The following is a 26,361-nucleotide window of genomic DNA, read 5'->3' on the forward strand; positions in this document are numbered from 1 at the left end:
CGCTCTGTCCTTTTGACTTGCGAATTGTCACATGACGGCGGTTGACCGGGAACGGAACCCGGCGGCCGTCTGCCTGGCGGCTGGAGGGGCTATGACGGCGTTTTTTCTGCAACAACTGATCAATGGGCTGACGCTGGGCGCAGTGTACGGCTTAATCGCCATCGGCTACACCATGGTGTATGGGATCATCGGCATGATCAACTTCGCCCACGGCGAGGTGTATATGGTCTCCGCCTACCTGTGCGCCATCGGCCTGGCGCTGCTCTCTTTCTTCGGGATCCACTCCTTCCCGCTGCTGATTTTCGCCACCCTGGTGTTCACCATCGTGGTCACCGGCGTATACGGCTGGGCGATCGAGCGCATCGCCTACCGGCCGCTGCGCAACTCGACGCGGCTGGCACCGCTGATCTCGGCTATCGGGATGTCGCTGATCCTGCAGAACTATGTCCAGCTGAGCCAGGGGCCGAACCAGCAGGGGATCCCGACGCTGCTTAGCGGCGCGTTGCGCATGACGGTGGGCGATGGGGTGGTGCAGATCACCTGGACCAAGGTGTTTATTCTCGTCGCGGCGCTGGTGGGGATGCTTATCCTGACCTGGATTATTCAGTATACCCGGCTGGGGCGCATCTGCCGCGCCACCCAGCAGGACCGGCGCATGGCGGCGATCCTTGGCATCAATACCGACCGGGTGATCTCCCTGGTGTTTGTCATCGGCGCGGCGATGGCCGGTCTGGCCGGCGTGCTGGTGACCATGAACTACGGCACCTTCGACTTCTATATCGGATTTATTATCGGCATCAAAGCCTTCACCGCCGCGGTGCTGGGCGGGATCGGCTCGCTGCCTGGCGCGATGCTGGGTGGTCTGCTGCTTGGGGTGGCCGAAGCCCAGTTCGCCGGGCTGGTGAATTCGGATTACAAAGATGTCTTTTCCTTTGCGCTGCTGGTGGCGATCCTGATTTTTCGCCCGCAGGGGCTGCTGGGACGTCCGCTGGTGGCCAAGGTCTAAGGAGGCTTTATGGGTGAAATTACGCGCCAGCCTGCGCGGGCTATCCAAAACGCGCTGATCGACAGCGTACTGGCCGGCCTTTGCGCGTTAATTGTCTTTGGCCCGATCGTCGGCGTGGTGCTCAAAGGGTATGGTTTTACCCTCGCGCCTGCGCGGGTGGCGATTCTGGTGGCGGTGGTGATGGCCGGCAGGCTGGCGCTCAGTCTGCTGCTGCAGAGCCACAGGGGAAAAGCCTTTATTGCCCGCTTTGAGGGGGCGGATGACGGGGTGTACGTCCGGCCGCCGGGCTACCGCTCGCGGCTGCGCTGGATAATACCGCTGCTGGTGGGGCTGGCCATTGTCTTTCCGTTTCTCGCCACAAAATATCTGCTGACCGTGGCCATTCTTGGGCTGATCTACGTTCTGCTTGGCCTGGGGTTGAATATTGTGGTGGGCCTCGCGGGTCTGCTCGATCTGGGCTATGTGGCGTTTTACGCCATCGGCGCCTACGGCCTGGCGCTGGGCTACCAGTACCTGGGCCTCGGCTTCTGGGCGATGCTGCCGCTGGGGGCGGTGATGGCGGCCCTCGCCGGGGCGTTGCTGGGCTTTCCGGTGCTGCGTATGCATGGCGACTATCTGGCCATCGTCACCCTCGGCTTTGGCGAAATTATCCGCCTGGTGCTCAACAACTGGGTGAGCTTCACCGGCGGCCCTAACGGCGTACCGGTGCCATCCCCCACGCTGTTTGGCCTCGAGTTTACCCGCCGGGCCAAGGATGGCGGCATCCCCATCCATGAGTTTTTCCACGTCAGCTACAACCCCAACCTGAAATTCATCTTTCTCTACGCCGTGCTGTGCCTGGTGGTGATGCTGGTGCTGCTGGTGAAGCATCGCCTGACGCGGATGCCCATCGGCCGCGCCTGGGAGGCGCTGCGAGAGGATGAGATCGCCTGTCGGGCGATGGGGCTCAATCACGTGCTGGTGAAGCTCTCGGCGTTTATGCTCGGCGCGTCGACGGCCGGGATCGCCGGGGTGTTCTTCGCCAGCTATCAGGGGTTTGTTAACCCGACGTCGTTCACCTTTTTTGAGTCGGCGCTGATCCTGGCGATTGTGGTGCTCGGGGGAATGGGCTCCACCCTGGGAGTGGTACTGGCGGCGTTTGTTCTGACGGTCACCCCGGAGCTGCTGCGCGGTTTTGACGAATATCGGGTGCTGCTGTTCGGCGTGCTGATGGTGATGATGATGATCTGGCGGCCGCGCGGCCTGGTGCGCACCAGCCGCAGCGGGGTTGCGTTGCGAAAAGGAGTCGCGCCATGACCGACAGCATCTTACGCGTTGAGCATCTGATGATGCATTTCGGCGGCATCAAAGCGCTGAATGATGTCAATCTGGAGGTGGAGCGGGGGTCGATCACCGCCCTGATCGGCCCCAACGGCGCGGGCAAGACCACGGTGTTTAACTGCCTGACCGGTTTTTATCGGGCGACGGGGGGTAGTATCGTGCTGCGGGCGCGGGAAAAGGTCACCGATGTCATTCAGGTGCTGGGGCAGAAGCTTCACCCGGACGATTTTCTCCGCCCGGCGCAGCTGGGGAGGCGGATCTATTACAAGATGTTCGGTGGCACCCATCTGGTGAACCGCGCTGGCATGGCGCGCACCTTCCAGAATATACGTTTATTCCGCGAGATGTCGGTGATCGAGAACCTGCTGGTGGCCCAGCATACCCAGGTCAACCGCCATCTGCTGGCCGGGATCCTCAATACCCGTGGGTATCGGCAGGCGGAGAATCAGGCGCTGGATCGCGCTTTTTACTGGCTGGAGGTGGTGGAGATGGTGGACTGCGCCAACCGTCTGGCGGGGACCCTCTCCTACGGACAGCAGCGGCGGTTGGAGATCGCCCGCGCCATGTGCACCCGTCCGGAGATGATCTGTCTGGACGAGCCGGCCGCCGGCCTCAACCCGGTGGAAACCCAGGCGCTGAGCCGGATTATTCGCTTTCTGCGCCAGCAGCACGGCATCACGGTGCTACTGATCGAGCATGATATGGGGATGGTGATGGAGATTTCGGATCATATCATCGTCCTCGATCACGGGGACGTCATCGCCCGCGGCGCGCCGCAGGCGATCCAGGCCAACGCCAGCGTGATTGCCGCCTATCTAGGCGCTGAGGAAGAGGAGACGCGCCGATGAGCCAGCCTTTGCTTGCCTTTAATGAGGTGGATGTCTTCTACGGGCCGATCCAGGCCCTGAAGCAGGTCTCCCTCACCGTCAACGAGGGGGAGACGGTGGCGCTGATCGGCGCCAACGGCGCCGGTAAATCAACGCTGCTGATGTCGGTCTTCGGCCAGCCGCGCATTGCCGGCGGGGAGATTTTCTATCGCGGGGAGGCGATCAGCCGGAAGTCGACCCACTTTATCGCCAGCAACGGCATCGCCCAGGCCCCGGAAGGGCGGCGCATCTTTCCCGATATGACCGTCGAGGAGAATCTGCTAATGGGGACCATTGCCATTGGCAACCGCTATCAGGCCGAGGACAAGGCGCGAATGTACCAGCTGTTCCCCCGGCTGGAAGAGCGGCGGGGACAGCGGGCGATGACCCTCTCCGGCGGCGAGCAGCAGATGCTGGCCATCGCCCGGGCGCTGATGAGCCGACCGCGCCTGCTGCTGCTGGATGAGCCGAGCCTGGGGCTGGCGCCGCTGGTGGTGAAGCAGATTTTTCAGATCCTGCGCGAGCTGACGGCTCAAGGGATGACGTTGTTTCTGGTGGAGCAGAATGCCCGCCATGCCCTCAATCTGTCGGACCGCGCCTACGTGATGGTGAACGGCCAGATCCGCCTGAGCGGTAGCGGCCAGACGCTGCTCAACGACCCGGAGGTGCGTAAGGCATATCTGGGGATCAGCGGCTGAGGGGGTTATTCCCGCGGTTCGTTACGGGTTTTAATGTGCTGCCAGAAACGTTCGGCGGCCTGGTTAAGCCGCGAGCCGGAGCGGTAGAGCCAGGCGCCGATCGGCAGCGACAGGCTCTCATCGAGGATCGTCAGCCGGCCTTCGTCCAGCTCGCGCTGAATGGAGTACTGCGGCAGCCAGCCCACGCCGTCGCCATTGAGGATCATGCGCTTGAGCAGCTCGCTCATGGAAGAGACAAAGGTGAGAGAGAAGGTGATCTCCGGCGTGCGGTCGATCACTTGGTTCACCTGGCGCCCCATATAGCTGTCGTTGGCGTATTTCATCAGCGGCAGCACGCCGCGATGTAAATGAAACAGCGGGCGGCCATGTTCGTCGCAGGGGGAGACCAGGTGCAGGTAAGAATCAAAAATTTTATGATTAATAAACGGATAGTTCATTAATTCTTCATTATAGAAGGAGAGGATAAAATCGCTTTTTCCCTCTTTCAGGTTAAATACGGCGTCGTTGACGTTAATCGATTCAACATGAAAAGTCTTATTTTTACGGTCGGTGTAACCGGCGATGATCTCCGGCAGTAATAACACCGACAGCGAAGGGGCGGCGTCGATTCTTATTTTCTGGGTAGTGTTATTTAAGCCTTTAATACGGCTGATCTGAAAATCCATGTCATCGAGCATATTTCGCGCATAGCCGACAAAAATTTTCCCGCGGTTGGTCAGCTGCAGAGGGTTGGCGCTACGATCGAAGATGCTGAATCCGAGGGAAGCCTCCAGCGACTGGATGCGTCGACTGAACGAAGACTGAGAGATGTTGCGGGCTTTGGCCGCCAGGGTAAAGCTGCGCGACTCCTCAAGGGCAATCACATCATACAGCCATTTTACTTCCAGATTTGCCAACACCGATCCAGTCCTCAAAAACGCAATAAAGGCTATGCAATTTTAGCATAGCGCATAGAAACTATGCAATTAACATAATTATCGACAGGTGTTAACATTTTTTGGAAAGTTGAGATTTATGAATGCATATCGGCGACCCTACATGAGCACGATATGAAATCGCGACTCACGGTTATTTATTGCTTTATTTCATTGTCCAGGACTTATCTTATTAAATAGCCGGCGACGATGACGAAAGCAATGAATAACCCAGGCCTCTTACCTTAAATAGTTTGTCAGGAGTTCCATGTCACAACAAATTGAATCAGTAAAAATGGCTCTGCAGGAGCTGGGGATTAATGCAAGCGGCGAATTCTTTTACAACCCTGATTACGATTTGCTTATTGCACATGAAACCTCTCCTGAGCTGACCGGCGCGGCCCGCGGCGTGATGACCGACTCTGGCGCTGTGGCTGTTGATACCGGGATCTTCACCGGCCGTTCGCCGCGCGATAAATACATCGTCCGCGACGAACAGACTCGCGACACCGTCTGGTGGGCAGACTCCGGCCTCGGCCGTAATGACAATAAGCCGTTATCGCCAGACGTGTGGCGCAGCCTGAAAAGCCTGGTCGCGGGCCAGCTGAGCGGCAAAAAACTGTACGTCATCGACGCCTGGTGCGGCGCCAGCCCGGACACCCGTCTTGGCGTACGCTTCGTCACCGAGGTGGCGTGGCAGGCCCACTTTGTCAAAAACATGTTTATCGTGCCAAGCGCCGACGAGCTGGCCAGCTTTACGCCAGACTTCGTGGTGCTCAACGGCGCGGGCTGCACCAATGCCAACTGGCAGGCGCAGGGGATGAACTCCGAGAACTTTGTCGCCTTTAATCTCAGCGAGCGTATTCAGCTCATCGGCGGTACCTGGTACGGCGGCGAAATGAAGAAAGGGCTGTTCTCGGTCATGAACTACCTGCTGCCGCAGAAAGGCATCGCGTCGATGCACTGCTCGGCCAACCGTGGCGAAGCAGGGGACGTGGCGCTGTTCTTCGGCCTCTCCGGGACCGGGAAAACCACCCTGTCGACCGATCCGCATCGTCAGCTGATCGGCGATGATGAGCACGGCTGGGACGATGACGGCGTGTTTAACTTCGAAGGCGGCTGCTACGCCAAGACCATCAATCTCGATCCGCAGGCGGAGCCGGAGATTTATGGCGCCATCCGCCGCAATGCGCTGCTGGAAAACGTGGTAGTGCGCGCTGACGGCAGCGTGGATTATGCCGACGGCAGCAAAACCGAAAACACCCGCGTCTCCTATCCGCTGTCGCATATCGACAATATCGTCAAGCCGGTGTCCCGCGCGGGCCATCCGTCGAAGGTGATTTTCCTTGCCGCCGATGCGTTTGGCGTCCTGCCGCCGGTCTCCCGTCTGACCACCGAGCAGATGCAGTACCATTTCCTGTCGGGTTTCACCTCGAAGCTGGCGGGCACCGAGCGCGGCATTACCCAGCCGACGCCGACCTTCTCCGCCTGCTATGGCGCGGCGTTCCTGCTGCTTCACCCGACCCAGTACGCCAGCGTCCTGGCGGCGAAGATGGCGGAATCCGGTGCCGAAGCCTGGCTGGTCAACACCGGCTGGAACGGCGAAGGCAAACGCCTGTCGCTGCGCGATACCCGCAGCATCATTAGCGCGATCCTCAACGGCACTACCGGCCCGCTGCGCGAGGAGACCATCCCGGTGTTCGGTCTTGCGATCCCGCAGAGCATTCCAGGGGTAGACAGCGCGGTGCTGGATCCGCGTAATGGCTGGAGTTCAGCGGATAAATGGCAGGAGAAGGCCGAGAGCCTGGCTCAGCTGTTTATGGATAACTTCAAGCAGTACAGCGATACCGAAGCGGGTGCGCGTCTGGCGCTGGCCGGTCCGCAGCTGCAGAAGAGCGCGGTCGAAGCCTGATCCGCGGCCAGCAGGTCGACGCCTGGCGCCGACCTGCTGGCGAGCCGCTTTACTCCGCAAAGGCCCGCAGCGCATCGCCAGTGAGGCGATAACGCACCCACTCATCCTGCGGCTGCGCGCCAATGCTCAGATAGAAATCAATCGCCGGCTGGTTCCAGTCGAGCACGCTCCACTCCAGACGCCCGCACTGACGTTGTACAGCATATTGCGCGATGGTTTTCAGCAGCGCTTTTCCGGCGCCGATCCCGCGATAGTCGGGGGTGACGTACAGATCCTCCATATAGATACCATTGCGTCCAAGCCAGGTTGAGTAGCTGGTGAAGAACACCGCGTAGCCCACCGCTTTGCCCGCCACCTCGCAGATCAGCGCTTCGGTTTTGCTGCCGCTGGCAAACAGTGTCTCTCTGATCTCCTCTGGCGTCGTCACTACCTCTTCGGGGGCTTTCTCGTAGACCGCGAGTTCATAAATCATGTCGTAGATAGCGGTGGCGTCGTCCGGGGTGGCCTGGCGGATTGTGATGCTCATGGGGTGTCCTGTATCCATAGTTAAAAGAGAGCAAAATTGCTGACCCTGAGGATAAGCGGTATTGTGAAAAGAATTAAGTGCAATGAAATCAGCAAACGATGAATATTATGCATCCTGTCCTGCGCCGGATTGACCTCAACCTGTTGCCGGTCTTTGACGCGGTCTATCGCTCCCGCTCGGTACGCCTGGCGGCGGAAGAGCTGGCGATGAGCACCTCGGCGCTGAGCCATGCGCTTTCCCGGCTGCGCAGCGCCCTCAACGATCCGCTGTTCTACCGCGAAGGCCACCGGATGTGCCCCAGCGTCTATGCCAGCCAGCTGGCGCCCTCTATCGCTTCGGCGCTGAAGTTTCTCAACCAGGAGCTGACGCCGCCGGCGGCGTTTGTGCCGGCCGCCAGCACCGACTGCATGCAGATTGCGATCACCGATTTCACCGCGTTCTGCGTCTTTCCGACGCTGATGCATCATCTGCAGCGTGAGGCGCCCGGGCTGCGGTTTGAGCTCCGTTATCTGCCCCACAGCCCGGCGCTGACCGAGCTGCTGGCGGGCGAGGTCGACCTGGCCCTCGGGTTCAATACCCCTGACGAGCCAGCCCATCCCGATCTTGAGGAGATTAACTGGCTGCGGGACGAATATGTGGTCATCAGCCAGGCCAACCGGACGGCGCTGACCCTGGACGCCTACCTTGCGGCCCGTCATCTGGTGGTGACCCCGTGGAATGAGCGGCAGGGGGTGCTGGACTGTGAGCTGGAGCGACAGGGCTATTCGCGGCAGGTGGCGATGAAAACCCCCTCGATGCTGAGCGCGCCCTTTATTATTGAGCAGAGCGACCTGTTGATGGCGCTGCCCCGGCGGGCGGCGGAGACGATGGCCCGCGCCGCCCGGCTGACCATTTTCCCGCTGCCGTTTCCGGTTCCGCCGTTTGACGTCAAGATTTACGCCCACCAACGCAGCGGGAAACGCGAGGCTACCCGCTGGCTTATCTCCCTGTTGCAGACGCTGGTGGGGGAGTCCACCGCTTCCTGACGCGCTTTCCAGCCGGCAGCGTATATCGTTACCCCAGGCCAGGTTTTATGCCGTCAACCCACGGCGACATATCCTGGCCCCGGTCACAAAACGGAAAACTGACTTTTTCGCCGTCACCCGCGGCGTGGTTAGGACGGTGTGTGTTAAATGATTGTATGTAAAAGTAATGTTAATTAGTTAAATGTTATTCATGCGTAAAATGCATTAGTGGATGCGTTTATTACGCTTATTTCGTTCCCGGTTCTGTTTCAGTCTTCAGCGACAGGCGCGCGACAACGCGTGGATAACAAACTGGAGACCTGCATGCATTCAACAACCTCACAGATGAGTACCCGTGACCGGATCGGCGCCATTCTGCGCGTCACGTCCGGTAACTTTCTCGAACAGTTCGACTTTTTCCTGTTCGGGTTTTATGCCACCTACATCGCCCATACCTTTTTTCCGGCGAGCAGTGAATTCGCCTCGCTGATGATGACCTTCGCGGTCTTTGGCGCCGGCTTTTTGATGCGCCCCATCGGCGCTATCGTACTTGGCGCCTATATCGACAAGGTGGGGCGGCGCAAGGGGCTGATCGTCACCCTGTCGATCATGGCCACCGGCACCTTCCTGATCGTGCTGATCCCCTCTTATCAGACCATTGGCCTGTGGGCGCCGCTGCTGGTGCTGATCGGCCGTCTGCTGCAGGGCTTTTCCGCCGGCGCCGAGCTGGGCGGGGTGTCGGTCTATCTGGCCGAGATCGCCACCTCGGGCCGCAAAGGCTTTTACACCAGCTGGCAGTCGGGCAGTCAGCAGGTTGCCATCATGGTGGCAGCCGCGATGGGCTTTGCCCTCAACGCGGTACTGGAGCCGAGCGCTATCAGCGACTGGGGCTGGCGTATTCCGTTCCTTTTCGGCTGCCTGATTGTTCCGTTCATTTTTATCCTGCGCCGTAAGCTGGAGGAGACCCAGGAGTTTACTGCCCGCCGCCATCATCTGGCGATGCGCCAGGTATTCGCCACCCTGCTGGCGAACTGGCAGGTGGTTATCGCCGGGATGATGATGGTGGCGATGACCACCACCGCGTTCTACCTGATCACCGTCTATGCCCCGACCTTTGGTAAAAAGGTGCTGATGCTCAGCGCCTCTGACAGCCTGCTGGTCACGCTGCTGGTGGCGATTTCCAACTTCTTCTGGCTGCCGGTGGGCGGGGCGCTGTCCGACCGCTTTGGCCGCCGATCGGTGCTGATCGCCATGACCCTGCTGGCGCTGGCTACCGCCTGGCCTGCGCTGACCATGCTGGCGAACGCCCCGAGCTTTTTGATGATGCTGAGCGTGCTGCTGTGGCTGTCGTTTATCTACGGCATGTACAACGGGGCGATGATCCCGGCGCTGACCGAAATTATGCCCGCCGAAGTGCGCGTGGCAGGTTTCTCGCTGGCCTACAGCCTGGCGACCGCGGTGTTTGGCGGCTTCACGCCGGTGATTTCCACGGCGCTGATTGAGTATACCGGTGATAAAGCGTCTCCCGGCTACTGGATGAGCTTTGCCGCCATCTGCGGTCTGCTGGCCACTTGCTACCTCTATCGCCGTAGCGCCGTTGCGCTGCAGACGGCACGTTAATCAGGGAGAAGATGATGCGTAAAACGACAGGAACCCTGCTAGCCACGCTGCTGCTGGCCGCCACCGGCGGCAGCGCGTTGTCCGCTGAGGTCACCGTGATGATCTCCGGCGGCTTCAAAGCGGCGCTGGAAAAGCTGGCCCCGGCGTGGGAAAAACAAACCGGCAACCACCTCGTGGTGATCCCTGGCCCGTCGATGGGAAAAACGCCGCAGGCGATCCCTAACCGTCTGGCGCGCGGCGAACACGCGGACGTGGTGATCATGGTCGGGGACGCGCTGACCAGCCTCGAGAAAGCGGGCCGTACGCAACCGGATTCGCGCCGGGAGCTGGCCGACTCGCCGATCGGCGTGGTGGTGAAGGCGGGGGCGCCGCTGCCGGCTATCCACAACGCAGACCAGCTGCGGGCGGCGCCATCGGTCGCGTACTCCGACAGCGCCAGCGGACGCTATGTCAGCTCGACGCTGTTCCACACCCTGGGCATTGATGACGCGATGCAGAGTAAAGCGCAGATGGTGGAGCGCATTCCGGTGGCCTCGGAAGTGGCCAAGGGACGGTATGCGATCGGTTTTCAGCAGGTGAGCGAACTGCTGCCGGTGCCCGGCGTAACCTTCGTCGGCGAACTGCCGGATAACCTGCAGTACATCACCCGCTTTGCCGGGGCGGTGACCATCAGCGCCGACCACCCGCAGGAAGGCAAGGCGCTGCTGACGTATCTGGCGTCACCGGCGGCGCAGGAGACCATCCACGCCACCGGTATGCGAAGCGTAGCCGCCGCCGCGCCGGTCAGCCAGAAGGATACTGTTCAATAATCAGCTTCTCCAGCTCTGCCGCCACGTAGGACTGAATACGGCCGCTGAGGCGGATCAGGCCTACCGTACGCGTGACCACCGGGTCGGTGAGCGGCACAGCGCGGAGAACGGAATGCTCCCCGGCGGGCATCGACATCGCGGGCACGGCGGCAATGCCGATGCCCGCTTCCACCATCCCCAGCATCGTGGTGACGTGGCGGGTTTCGCAGATACTTGGCCGCGCCGGCGTCAGATGCGCCAGCTCCCGGTCAAGCAGCGTCCGGTTGCCGGAGACCCGATCCAGGCCAATATAATCCTGTTCAAAATACGCCTGCCAGCTTAGGTGCGTCTTGCGCGCCAGCGGATGATCGTGCCGACAGGCGGCCACATAGCGGTCGTCGGCAAGAGGGGTGAATTCGATACTGGCTGGCAGGTTTTTGGCAAAGCAGAGGCCAAAGTCAGCCTGTCCGCTGCTGACCGCCTCGATCACATTCCCGACGCTGCTGTCAATCAACCGGATGCGCACCTGGGGATAACGCGCCTGAAAGCTGCGGATTATTTCCGGCATAAAGTAGTAGGCGGCGGAAGGCACTGTCGCCACCGTCACCAGCCCGGTGCGCGCCTTGCTGACCTGGCTGATATCCGCCAGCACCGTCTCGACATGGGCCAGCAGCTGCTCCGAACGTTCGGCAAAATTTTGTCCATACAGCGTGAGGGTCACCCGCCGGGTGGTGCGATCGAACAGCCGGTTGCCCAGCGCCGTCTCCAGCTTTTCGATGCGTCGGCTAAGGGCCGACTGCGACAGGCAGATGGATTCGGCCGCCAGCCGAAAACTGCCATATTCCATCAGGGCGCGAAAGGCGTAGAGATCGTTGAAGTCAAAATTTACGGGCATGGTGGCATCCTTATCGGCTCTCTGGCGCCATCGCCCCGTCCGGCGAGGGGCGATGGCGGGTAGCATATCGGGCAGGACTTCGGGCGCGCGGGAAACCGCGCGCCAGGGCTTACACCTTAAGCAGTTTTACCGTGGCATCGATATCGATTTCGTCTTCCGAAAAGATCAGGGTTGTCCCCTGAAAGGTGGTGATCGCCAGCTTTTTCACCGAGCGCATCTCTCCCGGCTGCACCGTGGCTTTTGGCCGGATGCTGTTCATCAGCAGCCCGACCGACAGCACGGCGTTTTCTTTATCGACGCGGGTCTCGACCGGCTCTTCTTCCCGGTACACCACATAGGATTTGATGGAGGTCAGCTTCAACCGCTCGCCGGCAATATAGATATATTTGCTTTCCGGAATGACCTTCACCGCGTAGGCCGACAGCCCTTTATTGTTGGTGGTAGGTTCGAAAGTCACCGCCGCGTCTTTCTTGATAAGATCAGGATTGGCGACCTTAATCACGTGAAAATAACGATTTTCGCCGTTTTCATCTTTGATAAATCCAAAACCTTTATCTTTAAACCACGTTGTGATTGTTCCGTTCATCGCCATTACCGTATTACTCGTTGGTTAACACAAATTTTGCAGCGCGCAGTGTAAAGCACATTGCCTGTACAGGCCATGCCTTTGCGATAAGTGTGGGTGATAAATGACGCCGCCGCGAGGGCGGATTGTGCGCCAGCATCGTGCCGCTGGGCAAAATGGGGTACTATCGCCAGCCACTCCTTCTTCGGGCCGCCTGATGTCCACCATTATCGATACCTTTGTCGCGCCGCCGTGTCGCGAACAGATCACCCTCTTGTATCAGGACGAACACCTGGTGCTGATCAATAAGCCCGCCGGGCTGCTGAGCCTGTCGGGCAAAGATCCGCGCAACCTCGACTCCGTGCATCACCGGCTGGTACAGCGCTTTCCGGGCTGCACCCTGGTGCACCGCCTGGACTTCGGCACCTCCGGCCTGATGGTGATCGCCCGCAACAAGGGCATTAACGCCTTGCTGTGCCAGCAGTTCAGCCAGCGCACGGTGGACAAGGTCTATACGGCGCTGTTGTGCGGCCATCTGGCGGAAGATGAGGGGATAGTGGAGGCGGCAATCGCCAAAGATCCGGCCCGTTTCCCGCGCATGGCGCTCTGCGCCCGCCACGGCAAACCGGCGCGTTCGCGCTATCGGGTCATAGACCGCCTGTATCAGGCGCGAGAAGGCGAGAGGGCGCTGGCGTTAACCCGGGTGACGCTCACTCCGGAGACCGGACGGACCCATCAGCTGCGTATTCACTGCCAGCTGCTGGGCTATCCGATCCTTGGCTGCGATCTGTACGGTGGCCGGGAGCTGCCCGGCACGGAACAGGCTCCGCGGCTGATGCTGCACGCCAGCGAACTGCGCTTTGTCCACCCCGTCAGCCATGAGCCGATGCATATCCAGCAGGCGAGCCCGTTTTGATCGCCCGCGGCGGGAAAGCCCGGGGTTACCACATCAGATCGTCGGGCACCTTAAAGTCGGCGTACGGATCGTCTTCATCCTGCTCATCCTGACTCAGGGCGCTGTGCAACACGATGCTGCTGGCGTCGCGCTGGGCAATTTTCTCAGCCACCACCGCCGGAATAATCGCATATTCACCTTCGGGCTTGTTATCCACCGCCAGGCGGGCAATCGCCAGACGGCCGTTAATCAGCTGGGTCTGGGTGGGCTTGTCGACCATGATTTTTTTGATCAGATTATTATCGGTAAAGTTAAAGCCGATATCGCCCCGGGCGACCGTAATGCGGTTCATCTCGATCAGCTGCTTGACCTGAGCTTTATACTCTTTCGCCAGCACCGCCTGCTTTTGCTGCTCGCTAAGCTGTTTATCACGTTCCAGCTGGGCTTTTTTATTTTCTTCCACCGCTTCCCGGGCCTCACGGGCCTGAACGCGGGATTTTTTCGCCGTCCTCTGGACTTTAGCCATTTTTTTGCTGCTGACCAGCCCGGCTTTGAGCATCTGCTCTTGTAAGGTGAGTTTTGTCATCTGCGTGTCTGAAACTGAGGAAACATCTGGCAAGTATACCTGCATTGGCAGAAACGACGCCAGACTCGCGATCGCGCTGGGCTGCTGTACCATGCCGCGCAGCGCGGCGGGGGATTACCCCCGGGGCTGAAGCTGATAAATCCAGGCGCTGATCTGCTGTCCATCGTCGGTGGTCACTTCCACCGGCACCCGATCGTACCCTTCCTCAAAGTCGTCCAGCATGGGCCAGTGCGCCGCCAGCCGATCGGACAGGAACAGATAGCCGTTGACCCGTGGGCCGTGAGCGTCGAGGACGATCCCCGGGAAATCGGCGGCTGCGCCCCAGCCGCGCGCGTAAAAGGTGCCGGTGACGTAGCCGGGACGCCACTCGCCCCCGATCGCCTCCAGAATATGCGCATTGCTGCGACCGGGACAGAGCGTCCCATAGACAAATAGTGGTTTCATTTTCTCTCTCTCGTTCGCCCTGATACCCGCCCACAGCGGAGCGGGAAACCAAAATACGGGGTAATGCAGCGCCTGGCAATGGCCGGGTGGGGGCGGGGCACTCCTCCGGGCATCTGGCAGTTGCCGGGGAGACTCTGGACTCATTGCTACTGAGGGTATATCGATTGCGGTGATATTTTTATTATTATTTATATTTAAGGTAAATATAAATATTCCTGACGGAGGGATTAATTCGCTAATTAATATTCAACAGGAAAATAATAAAAGGGTCGCTTATGGAATATTCCTTCTACATGTGATGACCGAGAGCAATAAAGCTACCTTGGGTTGAATTCAGATATTATTTAGGGCCAGGCGTTACCTCCCCCTGACTCTTTCGCTTTATGATAAACATCCCTTGACCAAAAAATACCATCTGACTTCGAAACTCTCGCGGGCAGGGGAGATATTTCCTTTCCCTGAAGCGGCAGGTAATAAATCCAGCCGAACACACGGCGGATGAGGGATATCCGTCCGGGCATTTGGTCCTGTCTGCAGACCAATGAAAGCGAAAGGCACAGGAGGTGCAATGAAGATTTTCCGCCCATTATGGCGCGACGGGGCTTTTCTGGTCCCGCAGCAGTTTCAGCAACAGGCCCGCTGGGACGCGCACGTCGCCGATACGGTCTCCCGCATGGCGCTCGCCCACCCGTGGGGGGTATTGCGCGCGGAGTTTGACGCGAGCGCGCTCACCCTTTCCCGGCTCAACGCTACCCGGCTGATCGTGCGTTTCGCCGACGGAACGCTGATTGACACCGAGCTGGCGGATATTTTGCCACCGGTCCGCGATGTATCGGACGTGATGCAGGACAGCGTGGAGGTTCTGCTCGCTCTGCCGCTGCTCAGCGCCAGCGGCGGCAATCTTGATGACGGCCAGGAGAGCGCCCGCCCGCGCCGCTGGCGCGCCGAGCAGGTGACCGTCCAGGAGCTGGCCGGCCATGAACGCAGCGAGCTGGCCGTTCTGCGGCACGCGCTAACGCTGCGTCTCTCCACCGAGGAAAATGCAGCCTTCCTCACCTGCCCGGTAGCGCGTCTGGTGCGCGACGCCCAGGGGCAGTGGATCGTTGACCCGGAATTCATCCCGCCGCTGCTGTCGCTGGCGGCAAGCCCGACGCTGGTTAGCGAGCTGGGTGAGCTGTTACATCGCCTGCAGGCCCGACGCAGACGCCTGATGGCCATGCGCCGTGAAAGCAATGCGCGGATGGCTGATTTTGCCGTGGCGGATGTCTCCTTGTTCTGGCTGCTCAATGCGCTGAACAGCGCTGAACCGGTGCTCAGCGAGCTGCATCAGTACCCTTCGCGCCATCCGGAGCTGCTCTATCGCGAACTGGCCAGGCTGGCCGGCAGTCTGCTGACTTTCTCCCTTGAACATCATCTGGAAGCAATCCCCCGCTACCGGCATGCCTCGCCAGAGCAGGTATTCCCACCGCTGTTTGCCCTGCTGGATACGCTGCTCGAAGTCAGCCTGCCCTCAAGGGTGATCGCCATCGTTCTGGAGCAGGGCGCCGACCGGGAGATCTGGCGGGGCAGGCTGCACGATGCGCGGCTGCGCGAGGGGGCGGATTTTTATCTGTCGGTGCGCTCTTCACTCCCCCCTCACCAGCTACAGAGCCGCTTTCCGCAGCTCTGTAAGGCGGGTAGCCATGATGATGTCGCCGAGGTCGTCAATATTGCCCTCAGCGGCATCGCGATCAAACCGCTGAGCCATGTGCCGGCGGCCATTCCGCTACGTCTGGAAAACCAATATTTCGCTCTGGATCTTTCCACCGATGCCGCCCGCGCGATGCTGGAGGCTGGCAACTGCACCTTCTATACCCCGGAATCGCTTGGCGACGTGAAACTTGAACTCTTTGCGGTACTGCGCTCATGAATACCTCTGAAAGCGATCTGATCAACATAACTTTTTACCCGGGCTGGCTGATGGTCAGCCAGTTACGCTGCGGCCAGCCGGTGACGGATGGCGAGGCGCTCTATCGCCAGGCCTGTCGATGGGTGACCGAGGCGCGCGAGGCGCTGACGGCGGGGGGAGTCAGTGAAGCCAGCGCTGAGCAGATGCTCTATGCCTACTGCGCGCTGCTCGATGAGAGCGTCCTCAACCGCGCCAGTCAGGATGATGGCTACCGCAGGTGGCGCAAGGATCCGCTGCAGGCGCGCTTTTTCAGCACTCTCAACGCCGGGGAAGAGCTCTGGGAACGGATCCGCCAGCTGCTGCGAGAGCCCACGGCGGATGCGGCAGTGCTGACCTGCTTCTTTCGTACTTTGCAACTGGGGTTTGTCGGACAGTACCGCGCCGAGGATGACGAACGGCGTGAGGACGTGGCGCAAGCGCTTGGCGCGCGGGTCCCGCCGTTCAGCCTGACCCAGGAGGCGCCGGTGGTGGTTCGTGCCTCCCGGCTGCGCAGCGGACGGCGGATGTACTGGTGCGGCTGGGCGGCTGGCATTGTGGCGCTGGCGGCGCTGTGGTTGACCTGCTCCGCCATGCTGTCACAGATGGTGGCGCAGATAGCAGGGCAGGGATAAGAGATGCGTGATAACGCCCGTCGTCTGCTTACGATACTGACCGTCATCCTGGCCCTGTGGCTAGTGCTGGGCTTCTGGCCGCTGTCCATCGGCAACCAGGTGATCTTCAGTCTGTGCATCCTGCTGGCGGGCGGCGCGGCGCTCTGGCGTCAGCGTCGCCGGGCAGTCAGCCGTCAGCGATCGGAAATCGTCCTGCCACCCGAGGATTTTCAGGGGGCAGTGGTTCTGGTCTGCGGGGATACCGACGGTCTGTTTCCCGGGCGTTCGGCGCACGGCGAAACCCGTCACGGCTGGTATCTACGGGGAGACAGCGCGGAGCAATTGCCGCGGCTGGCGCAGTACCTGGCGGCGGCGCGTCCGGCGCTGGTATCGCAGGTTTCCGTGCTGCTGGCGGTGGTACCGGAGCACCACCCCTCCGGGGAGCATCTGGCGCAGTCGCTGCGCGACTGGCGGCGGAGTATCGTTCAGTGCCGAACCTGGCTAAACGGTCTGCCGCCGGTGTGGAGCGTGTTCTGGGTGACGCCGCCAGGCGGCCAGGCCGTGGAAAGCCGCTGGTTTACCGTCACGCCGGAGAGGCCTGGTCTCCAGGTGCAGCAGAAGGGACAAGCGCCCCAGGCGGTTGCCGAGTGGCAGCGGGAGGGCAGCCCTGCCTCACGCCTGCATCAGACGCTGTGGCTGGAGAGCATTCTGACCTTGGCCGAAAACGCTCTTTTCCGGCCATTCCGCGCCCGGCAGGCGGAACTTCCTCCGCTGAACCTGTGTGCCGCGGGCATCTGCCTGACACCGGTAGCGGCGGTGGCGAACAACCTCTGGCAACAGCAAATCGCCGCGATCACCACGCTCTCCCCGGGCAACGACGCGGCGCCAGGTCCTCACCCGCTGCCGGATCTTCTTCTGTCGTCACTGCCGCACCGCCACGGGGTCAGCCGCCGGATGCGCGATGCCGGTCTTGCCGCTGGGGTGGGCTTCCTCTTTCTGGCGCTGGCGATGCTGGCTTCCTTTATCAACAACCAGCGCCTGGTGCGTAGCGTCGGCGATCATCTGGCGGTGTACCACCGCCTCAGCGGCACGCCGCCGACGCCGAAGCTGCAGGCGCAGCAGCGTCTGCGTGCCGACAGCCGCCTGCTGGATGACTGGTTGCGCCGGGGGGAGCCGCTGCGTTATCGGCTGGGGCTTTATCAGGGGGGGCGGCTGATCCCCTTCGTTGAAGCCGCTATCAATTACTGGGCGCCGCCCCCGCCGCCGCGTCCGGTCATTAAGCAGGTTGTGCAGGGGCCGCAGACGATCCGCCTCGATAGCATGGCGCTGTTCGATACCGGCAAATCGGCGCTGAAACCGGGTTCGACAAAGCTGCTGGTGAACTCGCTGCTGGGCATTAAGGCGAAACCCGGCTGGCTGATCGTGGTGGCAGGCCATACCGACAGCATCGGCAACGATAAATCCAATCAACAACTCTCCCTGAAGCGTGCCGAGGCGGTCCGCGACTGGATGCGCGATACCGGCGATGTGCCGGAGAGCTGTTTTGCGGTGCAGGGCTACGGCGCAAGTCGTCCTGTCGCCAGCAACGAGACGCCAGAGGGGCGGGCGCAAAATCGCCGGGTGGAGATCAGTCTGGTCCCGCAGAAGGACGCCTGTCTGACGCCGGGCACGGCCAATACCTCAGGAGCAGAGACTAACGGATTAAAAAGCGAAACCGAGTAATCAGCGACCCCGATCGCGGAGGTTGAACAACAATCTGCCTGCCTGACCTTGTGCGCTACGGGTCCCTGATAAACAGGAAACAGCGATGGGCGGTAGCGTGCCTGCAGCCAGTCAAACTTGTCGGCAAAGCGCGGCCTCTGCGGGGATGAAGCGCAGGAAAGGGGATGGATAAAGGAGATCATTATGGATAGCGCTAAGGACAGTGGCAGAGAAATGCTGGCGGCGATAAACGTTGAAGGCTCCGGTTTCTGGCTGCTTTTTTTATTTCTCAGTCTGTGAATATAAATATCCCTGGGGTTACCTTTTAGTTACGAAACTCCTGGTGGGGTATCTGATATATCGATATGCACATAAATATATTTATGATGAATGAGATGATTATCATTAAACAAAATTAAACAGGGCGTCCTGTGAATTGATTTTTGATAGTCATTACAGCGGAGTAAAACAGGAATATAATGGATACCTCTTCAATAATTACCGGCACCACCCTTAACCGTTACCAGCTGGGTATTCCTTCATGTACCGCATCGCTGGATGTGGAAGAATTCAGTGGGGCAGAAAAACTGAGTGAACTTTATTATTACACTATTACGTTTACCAGCGCAGAGAAAAATATTGATGCCGCACAGCTCCTGAGCAAACCCGCCATGCTGACGATGGGCGGCGGCGCACTGCAGCAGCTGGCGGACTGCAAACGCGTCCATGGTGTGATTACCACCTTCCGGCGCGTCAATCGTTCTGAAGATCAGTCGACCTATCAGATAACCCTCCAGCCGTTTCTCTCCCTGCTAGATAAACAGTTTCGCAGCCATCGTTTTTTCGTCAACAAATCGGTACCGGAGGTGGTGGAGCAGGTATTGCAGGAACATCACCTGCATGACTGGGAGTATGAGTTTAATCTCAAGCAACACTATCCACGGCGCGAGCAAATTAATCAGTATCAGGAGAGCGACCTGGCGTTTATCCAGCGCCTGCTGGCAGAGGTGGGGATATTTTATTTCTTCACCCTGCAGGAAGAGGCCCAGAGCGAAGTGGTCCATTTCGCCGACGCGCAGCGGGCGCTGATGTTCGATAAAACACTTCCTGTAAACAGCCCGTCCGGGATGAGCGACAGCGGTACGGAATCGATATGGGGTCTGAGCATCACCCACAATGTCGTAGAGGCGAACGTCACTACCCGGGATTATAACCCCCGCGATGCGCAGAGCGTTCTCCAGTCGGCAACAGCGGATATGACCCGGGGAAATGGTGAAGGCCTCACTTACGGTGAGGTATACCACTATAAGCTTCGCCACCGGGAGCGTGGCGATAAAATCGACCCGCAGACGGAGACCGCCAACTTTTATGCCCGCCTCGACCATGAGCGTTTTCTGGCTCACCAGACGCTTATTACCGCGAGCAGTACTGCAGCCTGGCTGGCGCCGGCCCAGGTGCTGAACGTTACCGACAGTCTGCCGTCGACCCTGCCTGCGCCCGTACAGGATCCGCTGTTAATCACCGGCACCGGTTTTACCGCCAGCCGCCGGGAGGCGCTGCGGGTGTCCCTGCTTGCGGTGCCCTACAGCGAAACATTGTGCTGGCGTCCGCCGCTGCTGCCGCGCCCGAAGGTGACTGGCACCATGACGGCGCGGGTGACCAGCGCGAAGGCGAATGATATCTATGCCTGGCAAGATGCGTCCGGCCTGTACCGGGTGAAATTTGACGCTGACAGAGACGAGAAAGGGCAGGGTCAGGAAAGCATGCCGGTGCGTCTCGCCAAACCCTACGGCGGCGACGTGTACGGCTTTCACTTCCCGCTGATCCAGGGCACGGAGGTGGCGATTGCTTTCCACGAAGGCGATCCCGACCGGCCGTATATTGCGCATGCGCTGCATGACTCGCGGCATGTCGATCCTGTGACGGAGAAAAACAGCACCCGCAATGTGATTCGTACTCCGGCCAATAATAAGCTGCGAATGGAGGACAAGCGCGGCGAGGAGCATATCAAGCTCAGCACCGAGTACGGCGGCAAGACGCAGCTGAACCTGGGGCATAACGTGAATGCGCAGAGGGAGTTGCGGGGCGAGGGTGCGGAACTGCGTACGGATAAATGGGTGAGCATCCGGGGCGGTGCGGGGGTGTTTATCAGTGCGGATAAACAGCCTTCGGCAGGCGACAGGATGCTGGCAATGGAGGAGGCGATTGCGCAGCTTGAAAATGCCCTGGGTATTGCGAAAAGCCTGGCGTCGGCAGCGGAATCGGCTCAGGCCCTGCCATCGGATACCGGCAACCAGCAGACGCTGAACGATGCGCTGAAAGAGCTGGCGCAGCCGGGGATAGTGCTGAATGCGCCGCAGGGCGTGAGCATCAGCAGTCCGCAGGCGGTACGGTTGTCTTCGGGTAGCGCCAGCGTGGGGATTGTGTCACAGCAGAATACGGACATCAGTGCGCTGAAACGTTTTACGGTGGCGGCGGGAGAAGCCGTCAGCCTGCTGGCGCGAAAGGCGGGGATGAAGCTGTTTGCGGCGAAGGGAAAGATTGAAATCCAGGCGCAGGATGATGCGCTGGAGGCGACGGCGAAAAAGGATATCACCGTGACCAGCGTGGAAGGGCGAGTGGAAATCACGGCGGCGGAGGAACTGGTGGTGAACTGTGCGGGAGCGTATATCAGGCTAAGTGGTGGCAATATCGAGCTGGGCTGCCCTGGGAATATTCTGCTGAAATCGGCCAATGTGCAGAAAATGGGTAAGGCGGATTTTCGGGTGCCTCCGCTGGAATTGCCTAAAGGGTTCGAAGAGCGTTTTACTGTCAAAGATCAGAAGACCGGTGCCATTGTGCCATTTGCCCGTTACCGCATCACCACTGAAAAAGGCCCGGTATTCGAAGGCCGGGCAGATGCTGAGGGGAAAACGGCCAGCGTTTATACCGCATTGCCTGAGTCAATAAAAATAGAGCTACTGTGAGCCATGGACAGGAGAAAGCCGGGATGACACAAATACTGGGAACCGGAGAGGGAAAAACATCATCAGCCGCAAAAGAGCCGGTTGTTGAGCGTAAACCCGCACAGGTATTTTTTGAATCAATGGCGCTGGCTGCCTCAATGAGTGGTTATTATGCAGGGCCAACAGCCACAACGCTGGGAAATTCGCTTTCATTGGGGGCGGGGACTGCGGCAGGTGCCGGAGAAGGCGTCGCGGGCGCACGGGTGCTCGCTGCGCCTAATCCTCTCACCGTTGCTCTGCTGGCTATCTTCTATTCTCCGTCACTGAATGAAGGTGAGACGGAAACGCTACAAAATATACGTGGCGACCAGCTCTATCAGAATCTGATCCATGGCCAGATGATGGTGGGCGCTTTTACCCGTGTAAACTCAACGGTCATTCAGGGGGATTATGTCCCGGAATATGAACTCCGGGAAATAGCCCGACAAAACGGCACAGTGCGCACGAGGGTACGCTTTCGTATTGAAGAAGATCCTGAGTCAGGGGAACTGGTTTCCCGCAGCTATGAGGTGGGGGAAAAAAGCGGGCTGGATCGGGTCCGGGTGCGGTTTGCAAAACAGCTGGATAAAGAGACATGGGGTTTTGAAGATCCTTCAATTAAAGGCACATTTGTCTGGTCCCGGTCTGCCGGGCAGGGAAAATTTGAGTGGGGTTCCAGCCAGACGACTGTTCATGACGGGAGCGCTGGCGGCTATACCACACCGCCTACACCCATTCCGGAACCGCGGAGCATCTGGGGGTTGCCTAACCCGGCCCCGGAATCGTTACCGCCCGTACCGGGAACGCCGATCCCGGAGGAACAGGAACCAAATATTGAAACATTGCCCATCGAAGACCGGGATTTCGATGACTTTATTATTGTTGACCCGATGGGGGTTATCCCGGCAATCTATGTGTATTTTAAGAAGGCTCCTGCCGGATTTCTAGAAACCGGTTATTATAACGACTTTGATGGGAGGTCAAGAGAAGGAATGTACGAGGTTGACCATTTACCATCAAAAGCGGCGGTTAGAGAATATTTGATTAATAAATATCCTGAAGCAGAAAAGGATGATATAAAAAAATTACTTGGTAAGGTTGCAGTCGTTTCTATCCCTATAGATGTACATCGTGACTGTAGTGAAACCTTCAGAGGGCGTAATAATAGTAGGATAGAAACAGAAAATGGTGAGACAATATCTAAAAAAGAACTTGATGCTCGTGATTTAGAATTTGCCGTTGACTCGAATTGGAATGCTAATGCTAAGTGTCTTAAAGAAAGATATGGCATAAGTGATGAGAAAATTGAAGAAGTTAGAGCAAAATTGCATGACTTAAACAGAAAAGTGGGGTTGTACTAAATGAAAATTGATGTTGAAACACTTATAAAACACTTAGGAAAACCGTACCAGGAGATTTTTGAGAAAGGATTGATTCCTTATAAAACAAAACCCCATGGTCCTATTGATGAAGATGAAGCTGACCTGGATATGAGACGTGAAGGAATGCTTTTGGTCTTTGTTAATGATTCAGAAAAGAAACTTAAAGAAGTCACACTAAGATTAGAAGATGAGGGTAAGACAGATTGGTTATTTCCTAACCCTATGCCGTTTGGTCTGAAACCGGTGATGACCCAGCAGTGGGCTCGTGAGAATTTAGGCTTGCCGATGGTTCATGTTGAGGCAAAGATTGTTATGACTATTTATATGGGGGTTAAAGAAATTTACGCTTTACCAATGCCCAACCAGCATATTGCAGCAGCGCTCACATATGATAAAGATTTTTTTGTAAAAAAAATCACTTTTTATTCTTTGGAGCGAGCCAAAGAGATACAGGTCGCGTTACAGAAAAAGCGACTTGGTGGTAAATGAATATTGATATCGAAACACTTGTGAAGCAATTGGGTAAAGATTATCAGGAAATTTATGATAGTGGGCTAATTAAATATAAGACAAAACCAACTGCCACAGTGGGCTATGATACAGCTACATTAGATACGAAACGAGAAGGATTATTTTTATCTTTCGAGAATGATAAAAATAAAACCTTCAAAGGAATTACATTAACATTAGAAGATGATGACATAACAGACTGGGTCTTTCCGAATTCAATGCCTTTTAATCTTGAACCTGTAATGACTCAAAACTGGATGCGTGAGCGTTTTGGGTTCCCAATGATTTATGGCGAGCCATAAAACTATGGGGAGTTACAGTCGTGGTATCAGTGAGGTATACCCACTGTTACCACCTAATCAGAACATTGCTGTTTTATTTGTTTATGACGCCGACCTTTTTGTTGTTAGTGTGACTTTTTATTCTTTGGCGCATGCAGAAGCAATTCAGGCTGCGTCAGAGCGAAATAGATTAATGAATAAATAAGCGTTAATGTTTTACTGCTTGTAAATGATGATTTTTTACAGAGCTAATTCATATTCCCTGATCTCTGTACTGTTCCCGCAATGTTGACCACATTCTTAAGAAGAGCTGCTCCCCTAATGTGATCATAAGACCGATGAAATTGTTCTTTTTGCCCGTTACCGCATCACCACTGAAAAAGGCCAGGTATTCGAAGGCCGGGCAGATGCTGATGGGAAAACGGCCAGCGTTTATACCGCATTGCCTGAATCAATAAAAATAGAGCTACTGTGAGCCATGGACAGGAGAAAGCAGGGATGACACAAATACTGGGAACCGGAGAGGGAAAAACATCATCAGCCGCAAAAGAGCCGGTTGTTGAACGTAAACCCGCACAGGTATTTTTTGAATCAATGGCGCTGGCTGCCTCAATGAGTGGTTATTATGCAGGGCCAACAGCCACAACGCTGGGAAATTCGCTTTCATTAGGGGCGGGGACTGCGGCAGGTGTCGGAGAAGGCGTCGCGGGCGCACGGGCGCTGGCTGCGCCTAATCCCCTCACCGTTGCTCTGCTGGCTATCTTCTATTCTCCGTCACTGAATGAAGGTGAGACGGAAATGCTACAAGATATACGTGGCGACCAGCTCTATCAGAATCTGATCCATGGCCAGATGATGGTGGGCGCTTTTACCCGCGTAAACTCAACGGTCATTCAGGGGGATTATGTCCCGGAATATGAACTCCGGGAAATAGCCCGACAAAATGGCACAGTGCGCACGAGGGTGCGCTTTCGTATTGAAGAAGATCCTGAGTCAGGGGAACTGGTTTCCCGCAGCTATGAGGTGGGGGAAAAAAGCGGGCTGGATCGGGTCCGGGTGCGGTTTGCAAAACAGCTGGATAAAGAGACATGGGGCTTTGAAGAGCCTTCAATTAAAGGAACATTTGTCTGGTCCCGGTCTGCCGGGCAGGGAAAATTTGAGTGGGGAGCCAGCCAGACGACTGTCCATGACGGGAGCGCTGGCGGCTCTACCACACCGCCTACACCCATTCCGGAACCGCGGAGCGTCTGGGGATTGCCTAACCCGGCCCCGGAATCGTTACCGCCCGTACCGGGAACGCCGATCCCGGAGGAACAGGGACCAAATATTGAAACATTGCCCATCGAAGACCGGGATTTCAATGACTTTATTATTGTTGACCCGATGGGGGTTGTCCCGGCAATCTATGTGTATTTTAAGAAAGCCCCTGTGGAAGAGTATGAGGTTGACTATTATGAAAATTTTGAAGGCCGTTCAAGGCAGGGAAAATATCAAGTCGATCATATTCCATCTAGAGATGCGGTTCGTGTATATTTAGAGGATTTATATCCTGATGAGGGAAGTAAATATATAGATAAGATGGTTGATAAGGTTGCTTCAGTTGCTATTCCAATAGCTGTTCATCAAAAATGTAGTGAAACCTATGGCGGGCGTAATAATCGTAAGGTAGAGACAGAAAGCGGCGAGATGATAACTAAAAAAGAGCTAGATGCTCGTGACTTAGAAGCTGCCGTCAATGCCAACTGGGATGCGAATGCTGAATGCCTTAAGAATGAATATGGTATGAGTAACGAGAAAATCGAAGAGATCAGAGCAAAACTACATAAGTTAAACCGAAATGTGGGGTTATATTAAATGAATGTTAATGTCGAAACACTGATAAAGCAATTAGGAAAGCCATACCAAGAAATTTACAATAAAGGTTTGATTAATTATAAAACAAAACCTTATGGCTCGGTTAGTGATAATACTGCCAGGCTGGATATGAAGCATGAGGGTATATATTTAGCATTTGTTAATGATCTTGAAAAAAAAATGAAAGAAGTAACATTAACGTTAGAGAATGAAAGCAAGAGTGACTGGTTGTTTCCTAATCCGATGCCTTTTGGTCTGGAGCCTGTGATGACGCAGCCGTGGGTACGGGCGCGTTTTGGGTTGCCGATGATTTATGTTGATGCGAAAGTGGTTATGACGCTCTATAGAGGAGTAAAGGAGTTTTATCCGCTATTAGCTCCTGATCAAAATATAGTTGCGTCATTTAGCTATAATAAAGATTTTTTTGTTGAAAGTGTGACTTTTTATCCGCTGGAGCGAGCCAAAGAAATTCAGGTTGCGCTGGAGAAAAAGCGACTTGGTCGCAAATGAATATTGATGTCGAAACACTTGTGAAGCAATTAGGTAAACCTTATCAGGATATTTATGATCAAGGTTTAATGCCCTACAAAACAAAACCAACGGGTACTATTAGTGATGATATTTCCAGGTTGAATATGAGGCGAGAAGGAATATTTTTATCTTTTATCAATAACCAAGAAAAAAATCTTGAAGAAGTGACTTTGCGGTTAGAAGATGAAAATAAAATGGATTGGTTATTTCCTAATCCGCTGCCATTTGGTCTTGAACCAGTAATGACCCAGAAATGGGTAAGGGCCAAACTTGGTCATCCAATGATTTACACTGATGCGCAGATAATCATGACTATTTATGTTGGTGTGAAGGAATTTTATACTTTGCCTGTCCCTCATCAATATATCGTTGCTGCATTTACCTATAACAAAGATTTTTTTGTACAAAAAGTCACATTTTACTCAATTGAGCGAGCCAAAGAAATACAAGCCGCGTTAGAGATAAAAAGGTTGGGTGGGTAATTGTTCTGCAATGGTTCGCTCATAGCTGGACCATTTCCTTGCGCAATGAAGATAGTACT

The 26,361-nt window shown here is 56.8% G+C and carries 24 protein-coding genes and 4 pseudogenes; 22 read left to right on the forward strand and 6 right to left on the reverse strand.

Features of this window, described 5'->3' with window-relative positions; all coding sequences use genetic code 11:
• Positions 1 to 91: 91 nt before the first annotated feature.
• Genes KHQ26_RS00410 through KHQ26_RS00425 form a run of 4 tightly spaced genes read left to right on the forward strand, consistent with a single transcriptional unit; the run spans position 92 to position 3,890 of the window.
• Entirely contained in the window at positions 92 to 1,006 is a 915-nt protein-coding gene (locus KHQ26_RS00410; protein WP_004175489.1) for an ABC transporter permease subunit, read from the forward strand.
• Positions 1,007 to 1,015: 9 nt separating this feature from the next.
• Positions 1,016 to 2,302, forward strand: a complete 1,287-nt coding sequence (gene livM / locus KHQ26_RS00415) for a high-affinity branched-chain amino acid ABC transporter permease LivM (protein WP_004148804.1) — start codon at positions 1,016 to 1,018, stop codon at positions 2,300 to 2,302.
• A complete protein-coding gene (locus KHQ26_RS00420; RefSeq protein ID WP_016946446.1) occupies positions 2,299 to 3,174 on the forward strand; it encodes an ABC transporter ATP-binding protein in 876 nt (291 codons plus the stop codon). The genes livM and KHQ26_RS00420 overlap by 4 nt, the downstream gene beginning before the upstream one ends.
• Positions 3,171 to 3,890 (forward strand): ABC transporter ATP-binding protein, encoded by a 720-nt coding sequence (locus tag KHQ26_RS00425; RefSeq protein WP_004175491.1) that lies wholly within the window; start codon positions 3,171 to 3,173, stop codon positions 3,888 to 3,890. Before KHQ26_RS00420 ends, KHQ26_RS00425 begins: the two co-directional genes overlap by 4 nt.
• Before the next feature lie 5 nt (positions 3,891 to 3,895).
• Here KHQ26_RS00425 and KHQ26_RS00430 read toward each other — a convergent pair whose 3' ends face one another.
• Positions 3,896 to 4,789 carry a LysR substrate-binding domain-containing protein gene (locus KHQ26_RS00430; RefSeq protein WP_002910720.1) on the reverse strand — a complete coding sequence of 298 codons (894 nt, stop codon included), beginning with the start codon at positions 4,787 to 4,789 and terminating at the stop codon, positions 3,896 to 3,898.
• A gap of 283 nt (positions 4,790 to 5,072) precedes the next feature.
• Between KHQ26_RS00430 and pckA the strand changes: the two genes are divergently transcribed.
• On the forward strand, positions 5,073 to 6,716 hold the full coding sequence (gene pckA / locus KHQ26_RS00435; RefSeq protein WP_004148802.1) for a phosphoenolpyruvate carboxykinase (ATP): 1,644 nt from the start codon (positions 5,073 to 5,075) through the stop codon (positions 6,714 to 6,716).
• Positions 6,717 to 6,765: 49 nt separating this feature from the next.
• Here pckA and KHQ26_RS00440 read toward each other — a convergent pair whose 3' ends face one another.
• Positions 6,766 to 7,242 carry a GNAT family N-acetyltransferase gene (locus tag KHQ26_RS00440; protein ID WP_002910717.1) on the reverse strand — a complete coding sequence of 159 codons (477 nt, stop codon included), beginning with the start codon at positions 7,240 to 7,242 and terminating at the stop codon, positions 6,766 to 6,768.
• Positions 7,243 to 7,340: 98 nt separating this feature from the next.
• On the opposite strand from KHQ26_RS00440, the gene KHQ26_RS00445 reads away from it, so the two are divergent.
• From KHQ26_RS00445 to KHQ26_RS00455, 3 genes are all read left to right on the forward strand, one after another.
• Positions 7,341 to 8,267 carry a LysR family transcriptional regulator gene (locus tag KHQ26_RS00445; protein ID WP_002910715.1) on the forward strand — a complete coding sequence of 309 codons (927 nt, stop codon included), beginning with the start codon at positions 7,341 to 7,343 and terminating at the stop codon, positions 8,265 to 8,267.
• Between the two features lie 303 nt (positions 8,268 to 8,570).
• Positions 8,571 to 9,866: an MFS transporter gene (locus KHQ26_RS00450; protein WP_004152313.1), complete on the forward strand. Its 1,296-nt coding sequence runs from the start codon at positions 8,571 to 8,573 to the stop codon at positions 9,864 to 9,866.
• Positions 9,867 to 9,877: 11 nt separating this feature from the next.
• Complete coding sequence (locus KHQ26_RS00455; protein WP_020804900.1) at positions 9,878 to 10,675, forward strand: substrate-binding domain-containing protein; 798 nt, start codon at positions 9,878 to 9,880, stop codon at positions 10,673 to 10,675.
• On the opposite strand, the gene KHQ26_RS00460 is transcribed toward KHQ26_RS00455, so the two are convergent.
• Together KHQ26_RS00460 and KHQ26_RS00465 are read right to left on the reverse strand one after the other, a co-directional pair.
• Positions 10,650 to 11,549, reverse strand: coding sequence for a LysR family transcriptional regulator (locus tag KHQ26_RS00460; RefSeq protein WP_004152315.1), 900 nt, complete (start codon positions 11,547 to 11,549; stop codon positions 10,650 to 10,652). The genes KHQ26_RS00455 and KHQ26_RS00460 overlap by 26 nt on opposite strands.
• Before the next feature lie 109 nt (positions 11,550 to 11,658).
• The gene (locus tag KHQ26_RS00465) at positions 11,659 to 12,141 is read right to left on the reverse strand and encodes a cold-shock protein (protein WP_002910657.1); all 483 of its coding nucleotides are present in this window, start codon (positions 12,139 to 12,141) and stop codon (positions 11,659 to 11,661) included.
• Between the two features lie 190 nt (positions 12,142 to 12,331).
• Here KHQ26_RS00465 and KHQ26_RS00470 point away from each other — a divergent pair, with 190 nt between their 5' ends.
• Positions 12,332 to 13,030, forward strand: coding sequence for an RluA family pseudouridine synthase (locus KHQ26_RS00470; protein ID WP_002910654.1), 699 nt, complete (start codon positions 12,332 to 12,334; stop codon positions 13,028 to 13,030).
• Positions 13,031 to 13,055: 25 nt separating this feature from the next.
• Here KHQ26_RS00470 and KHQ26_RS00475 read toward each other — a convergent pair whose 3' ends face one another.
• Together KHQ26_RS00475 and KHQ26_RS00480 are read right to left on the reverse strand one after the other, a co-directional pair.
• Positions 13,056 to 13,595: a DUF2058 domain-containing protein gene (locus KHQ26_RS00475; protein WP_002910652.1), complete on the reverse strand. Its 540-nt coding sequence runs from the start codon at positions 13,593 to 13,595 to the stop codon at positions 13,056 to 13,058.
• Positions 13,596 to 13,709: 114 nt separating this feature from the next.
• Entirely contained in the window at positions 13,710 to 14,039 is a 330-nt protein-coding gene (locus tag KHQ26_RS00480) for a gamma-glutamylcyclotransferase family protein (RefSeq protein WP_002910650.1), read from the reverse strand.
• An 86-nt stretch (positions 14,040 to 14,125) separates the two neighbouring features.
• Between KHQ26_RS00480 and KHQ26_RS26200 the strand changes: the two are divergent.
• The 13 genes and pseudogenes from KHQ26_RS26200 (at position 14,126) to KHQ26_RS00535 (ending at position 26,302) form a co-directional block, all read left to right on the forward strand.
• Positions 14,126 to 14,370: pseudogene (locus tag KHQ26_RS26200) on the forward strand (hypothetical protein).
• Between the two features lie 237 nt (positions 14,371 to 14,607).
• On the forward strand, positions 14,608 to 15,948 hold the full coding sequence (gene tssK, locus KHQ26_RS00485; RefSeq protein WP_004899025.1) for a type VI secretion system baseplate subunit TssK: 1,341 nt from the start codon (positions 14,608 to 14,610) through the stop codon (positions 15,946 to 15,948).
• Positions 15,945 to 16,598, forward strand: coding sequence for a type VI secretion system protein TssL, short form (gene tssL / locus KHQ26_RS00490; RefSeq protein WP_020805187.1), 654 nt, complete (start codon positions 15,945 to 15,947; stop codon positions 16,596 to 16,598). Before tssK ends, tssL begins: the two co-directional genes overlap by 4 nt.
• 3 nt (positions 16,599 to 16,601) lie before the next feature.
• Entirely contained in the window at positions 16,602 to 18,299 is a 1,698-nt protein-coding gene (locus tag KHQ26_RS00495) for an OmpA family protein (RefSeq protein WP_020805184.1), read from the forward strand.
• 183 nt (positions 18,300 to 18,482) lie between these two features.
• A pseudogene (locus KHQ26_RS00500) lies at positions 18,483 to 18,607 on the forward strand (hypothetical protein).
• A gap of 150 nt (positions 18,608 to 18,757) precedes the next feature.
• Positions 18,758 to 21,244, forward strand: coding sequence for a DUF2345 domain-containing protein (locus tag KHQ26_RS00505; RefSeq protein WP_020805188.1), 2,487 nt, complete (start codon positions 18,758 to 18,760; stop codon positions 21,242 to 21,244).
• 23 nt (positions 21,245 to 21,267) lie between these two features.
• Positions 21,268 to 22,623, forward strand: coding sequence for an S-type pyocin domain-containing protein (locus tag KHQ26_RS00510; RefSeq protein WP_004184628.1), 1,356 nt, complete (start codon positions 21,268 to 21,270; stop codon positions 22,621 to 22,623).
• Complete coding sequence (locus KHQ26_RS00515; RefSeq protein ID WP_004184626.1) at positions 22,624 to 23,133, forward strand: DUF6392 family protein; 510 nt, start codon at positions 22,624 to 22,626, stop codon at positions 23,131 to 23,133.
• Positions 23,130 to 23,640 (forward strand): annotated as a pseudogene (locus KHQ26_RS00520) (DUF6392 family protein). The gene KHQ26_RS00515 and the pseudogene KHQ26_RS00520 overlap by 4 nt, the downstream one beginning before the upstream one ends.
• A gap of 120 nt (positions 23,641 to 23,760) precedes the next feature.
• Positions 23,761 to 23,910: pseudogene (locus KHQ26_RS26260) on the forward strand (type VI secretion system tip protein VgrG); the annotation flags it as partial.
• 23 nt (positions 23,911 to 23,933) lie between these two features.
• Positions 23,934 to 25,289 carry an S-type pyocin domain-containing protein gene (locus KHQ26_RS00525; protein WP_032410378.1) on the forward strand — a complete coding sequence of 452 codons (1,356 nt, stop codon included), beginning with the start codon at positions 23,934 to 23,936 and terminating at the stop codon, positions 25,287 to 25,289.
• On the forward strand, positions 25,290 to 25,799 hold the full coding sequence (locus KHQ26_RS00530) for a DUF6392 family protein (protein WP_071067782.1): 510 nt from the start codon (positions 25,290 to 25,292) through the stop codon (positions 25,797 to 25,799). It abuts the gene before it with no gap.
• A complete protein-coding gene (locus KHQ26_RS00535) occupies positions 25,796 to 26,302 on the forward strand; it encodes a DUF6392 family protein (RefSeq protein ID WP_004175509.1) in 507 nt (168 codons plus the stop codon). Before KHQ26_RS00530 ends, KHQ26_RS00535 begins: the two co-directional genes overlap by 4 nt.
• Positions 26,303 to 26,361: the final 59 nt, after the last annotated feature.

Origin of the sequence: Klebsiella sp. 10 (assembly GCF_018223925.1) — a bacterium.
Classification (GTDB): domain Bacteria; phylum Pseudomonadota; class Gammaproteobacteria; order Enterobacterales; family Enterobacteriaceae; genus Klebsiella; species Klebsiella pneumoniae.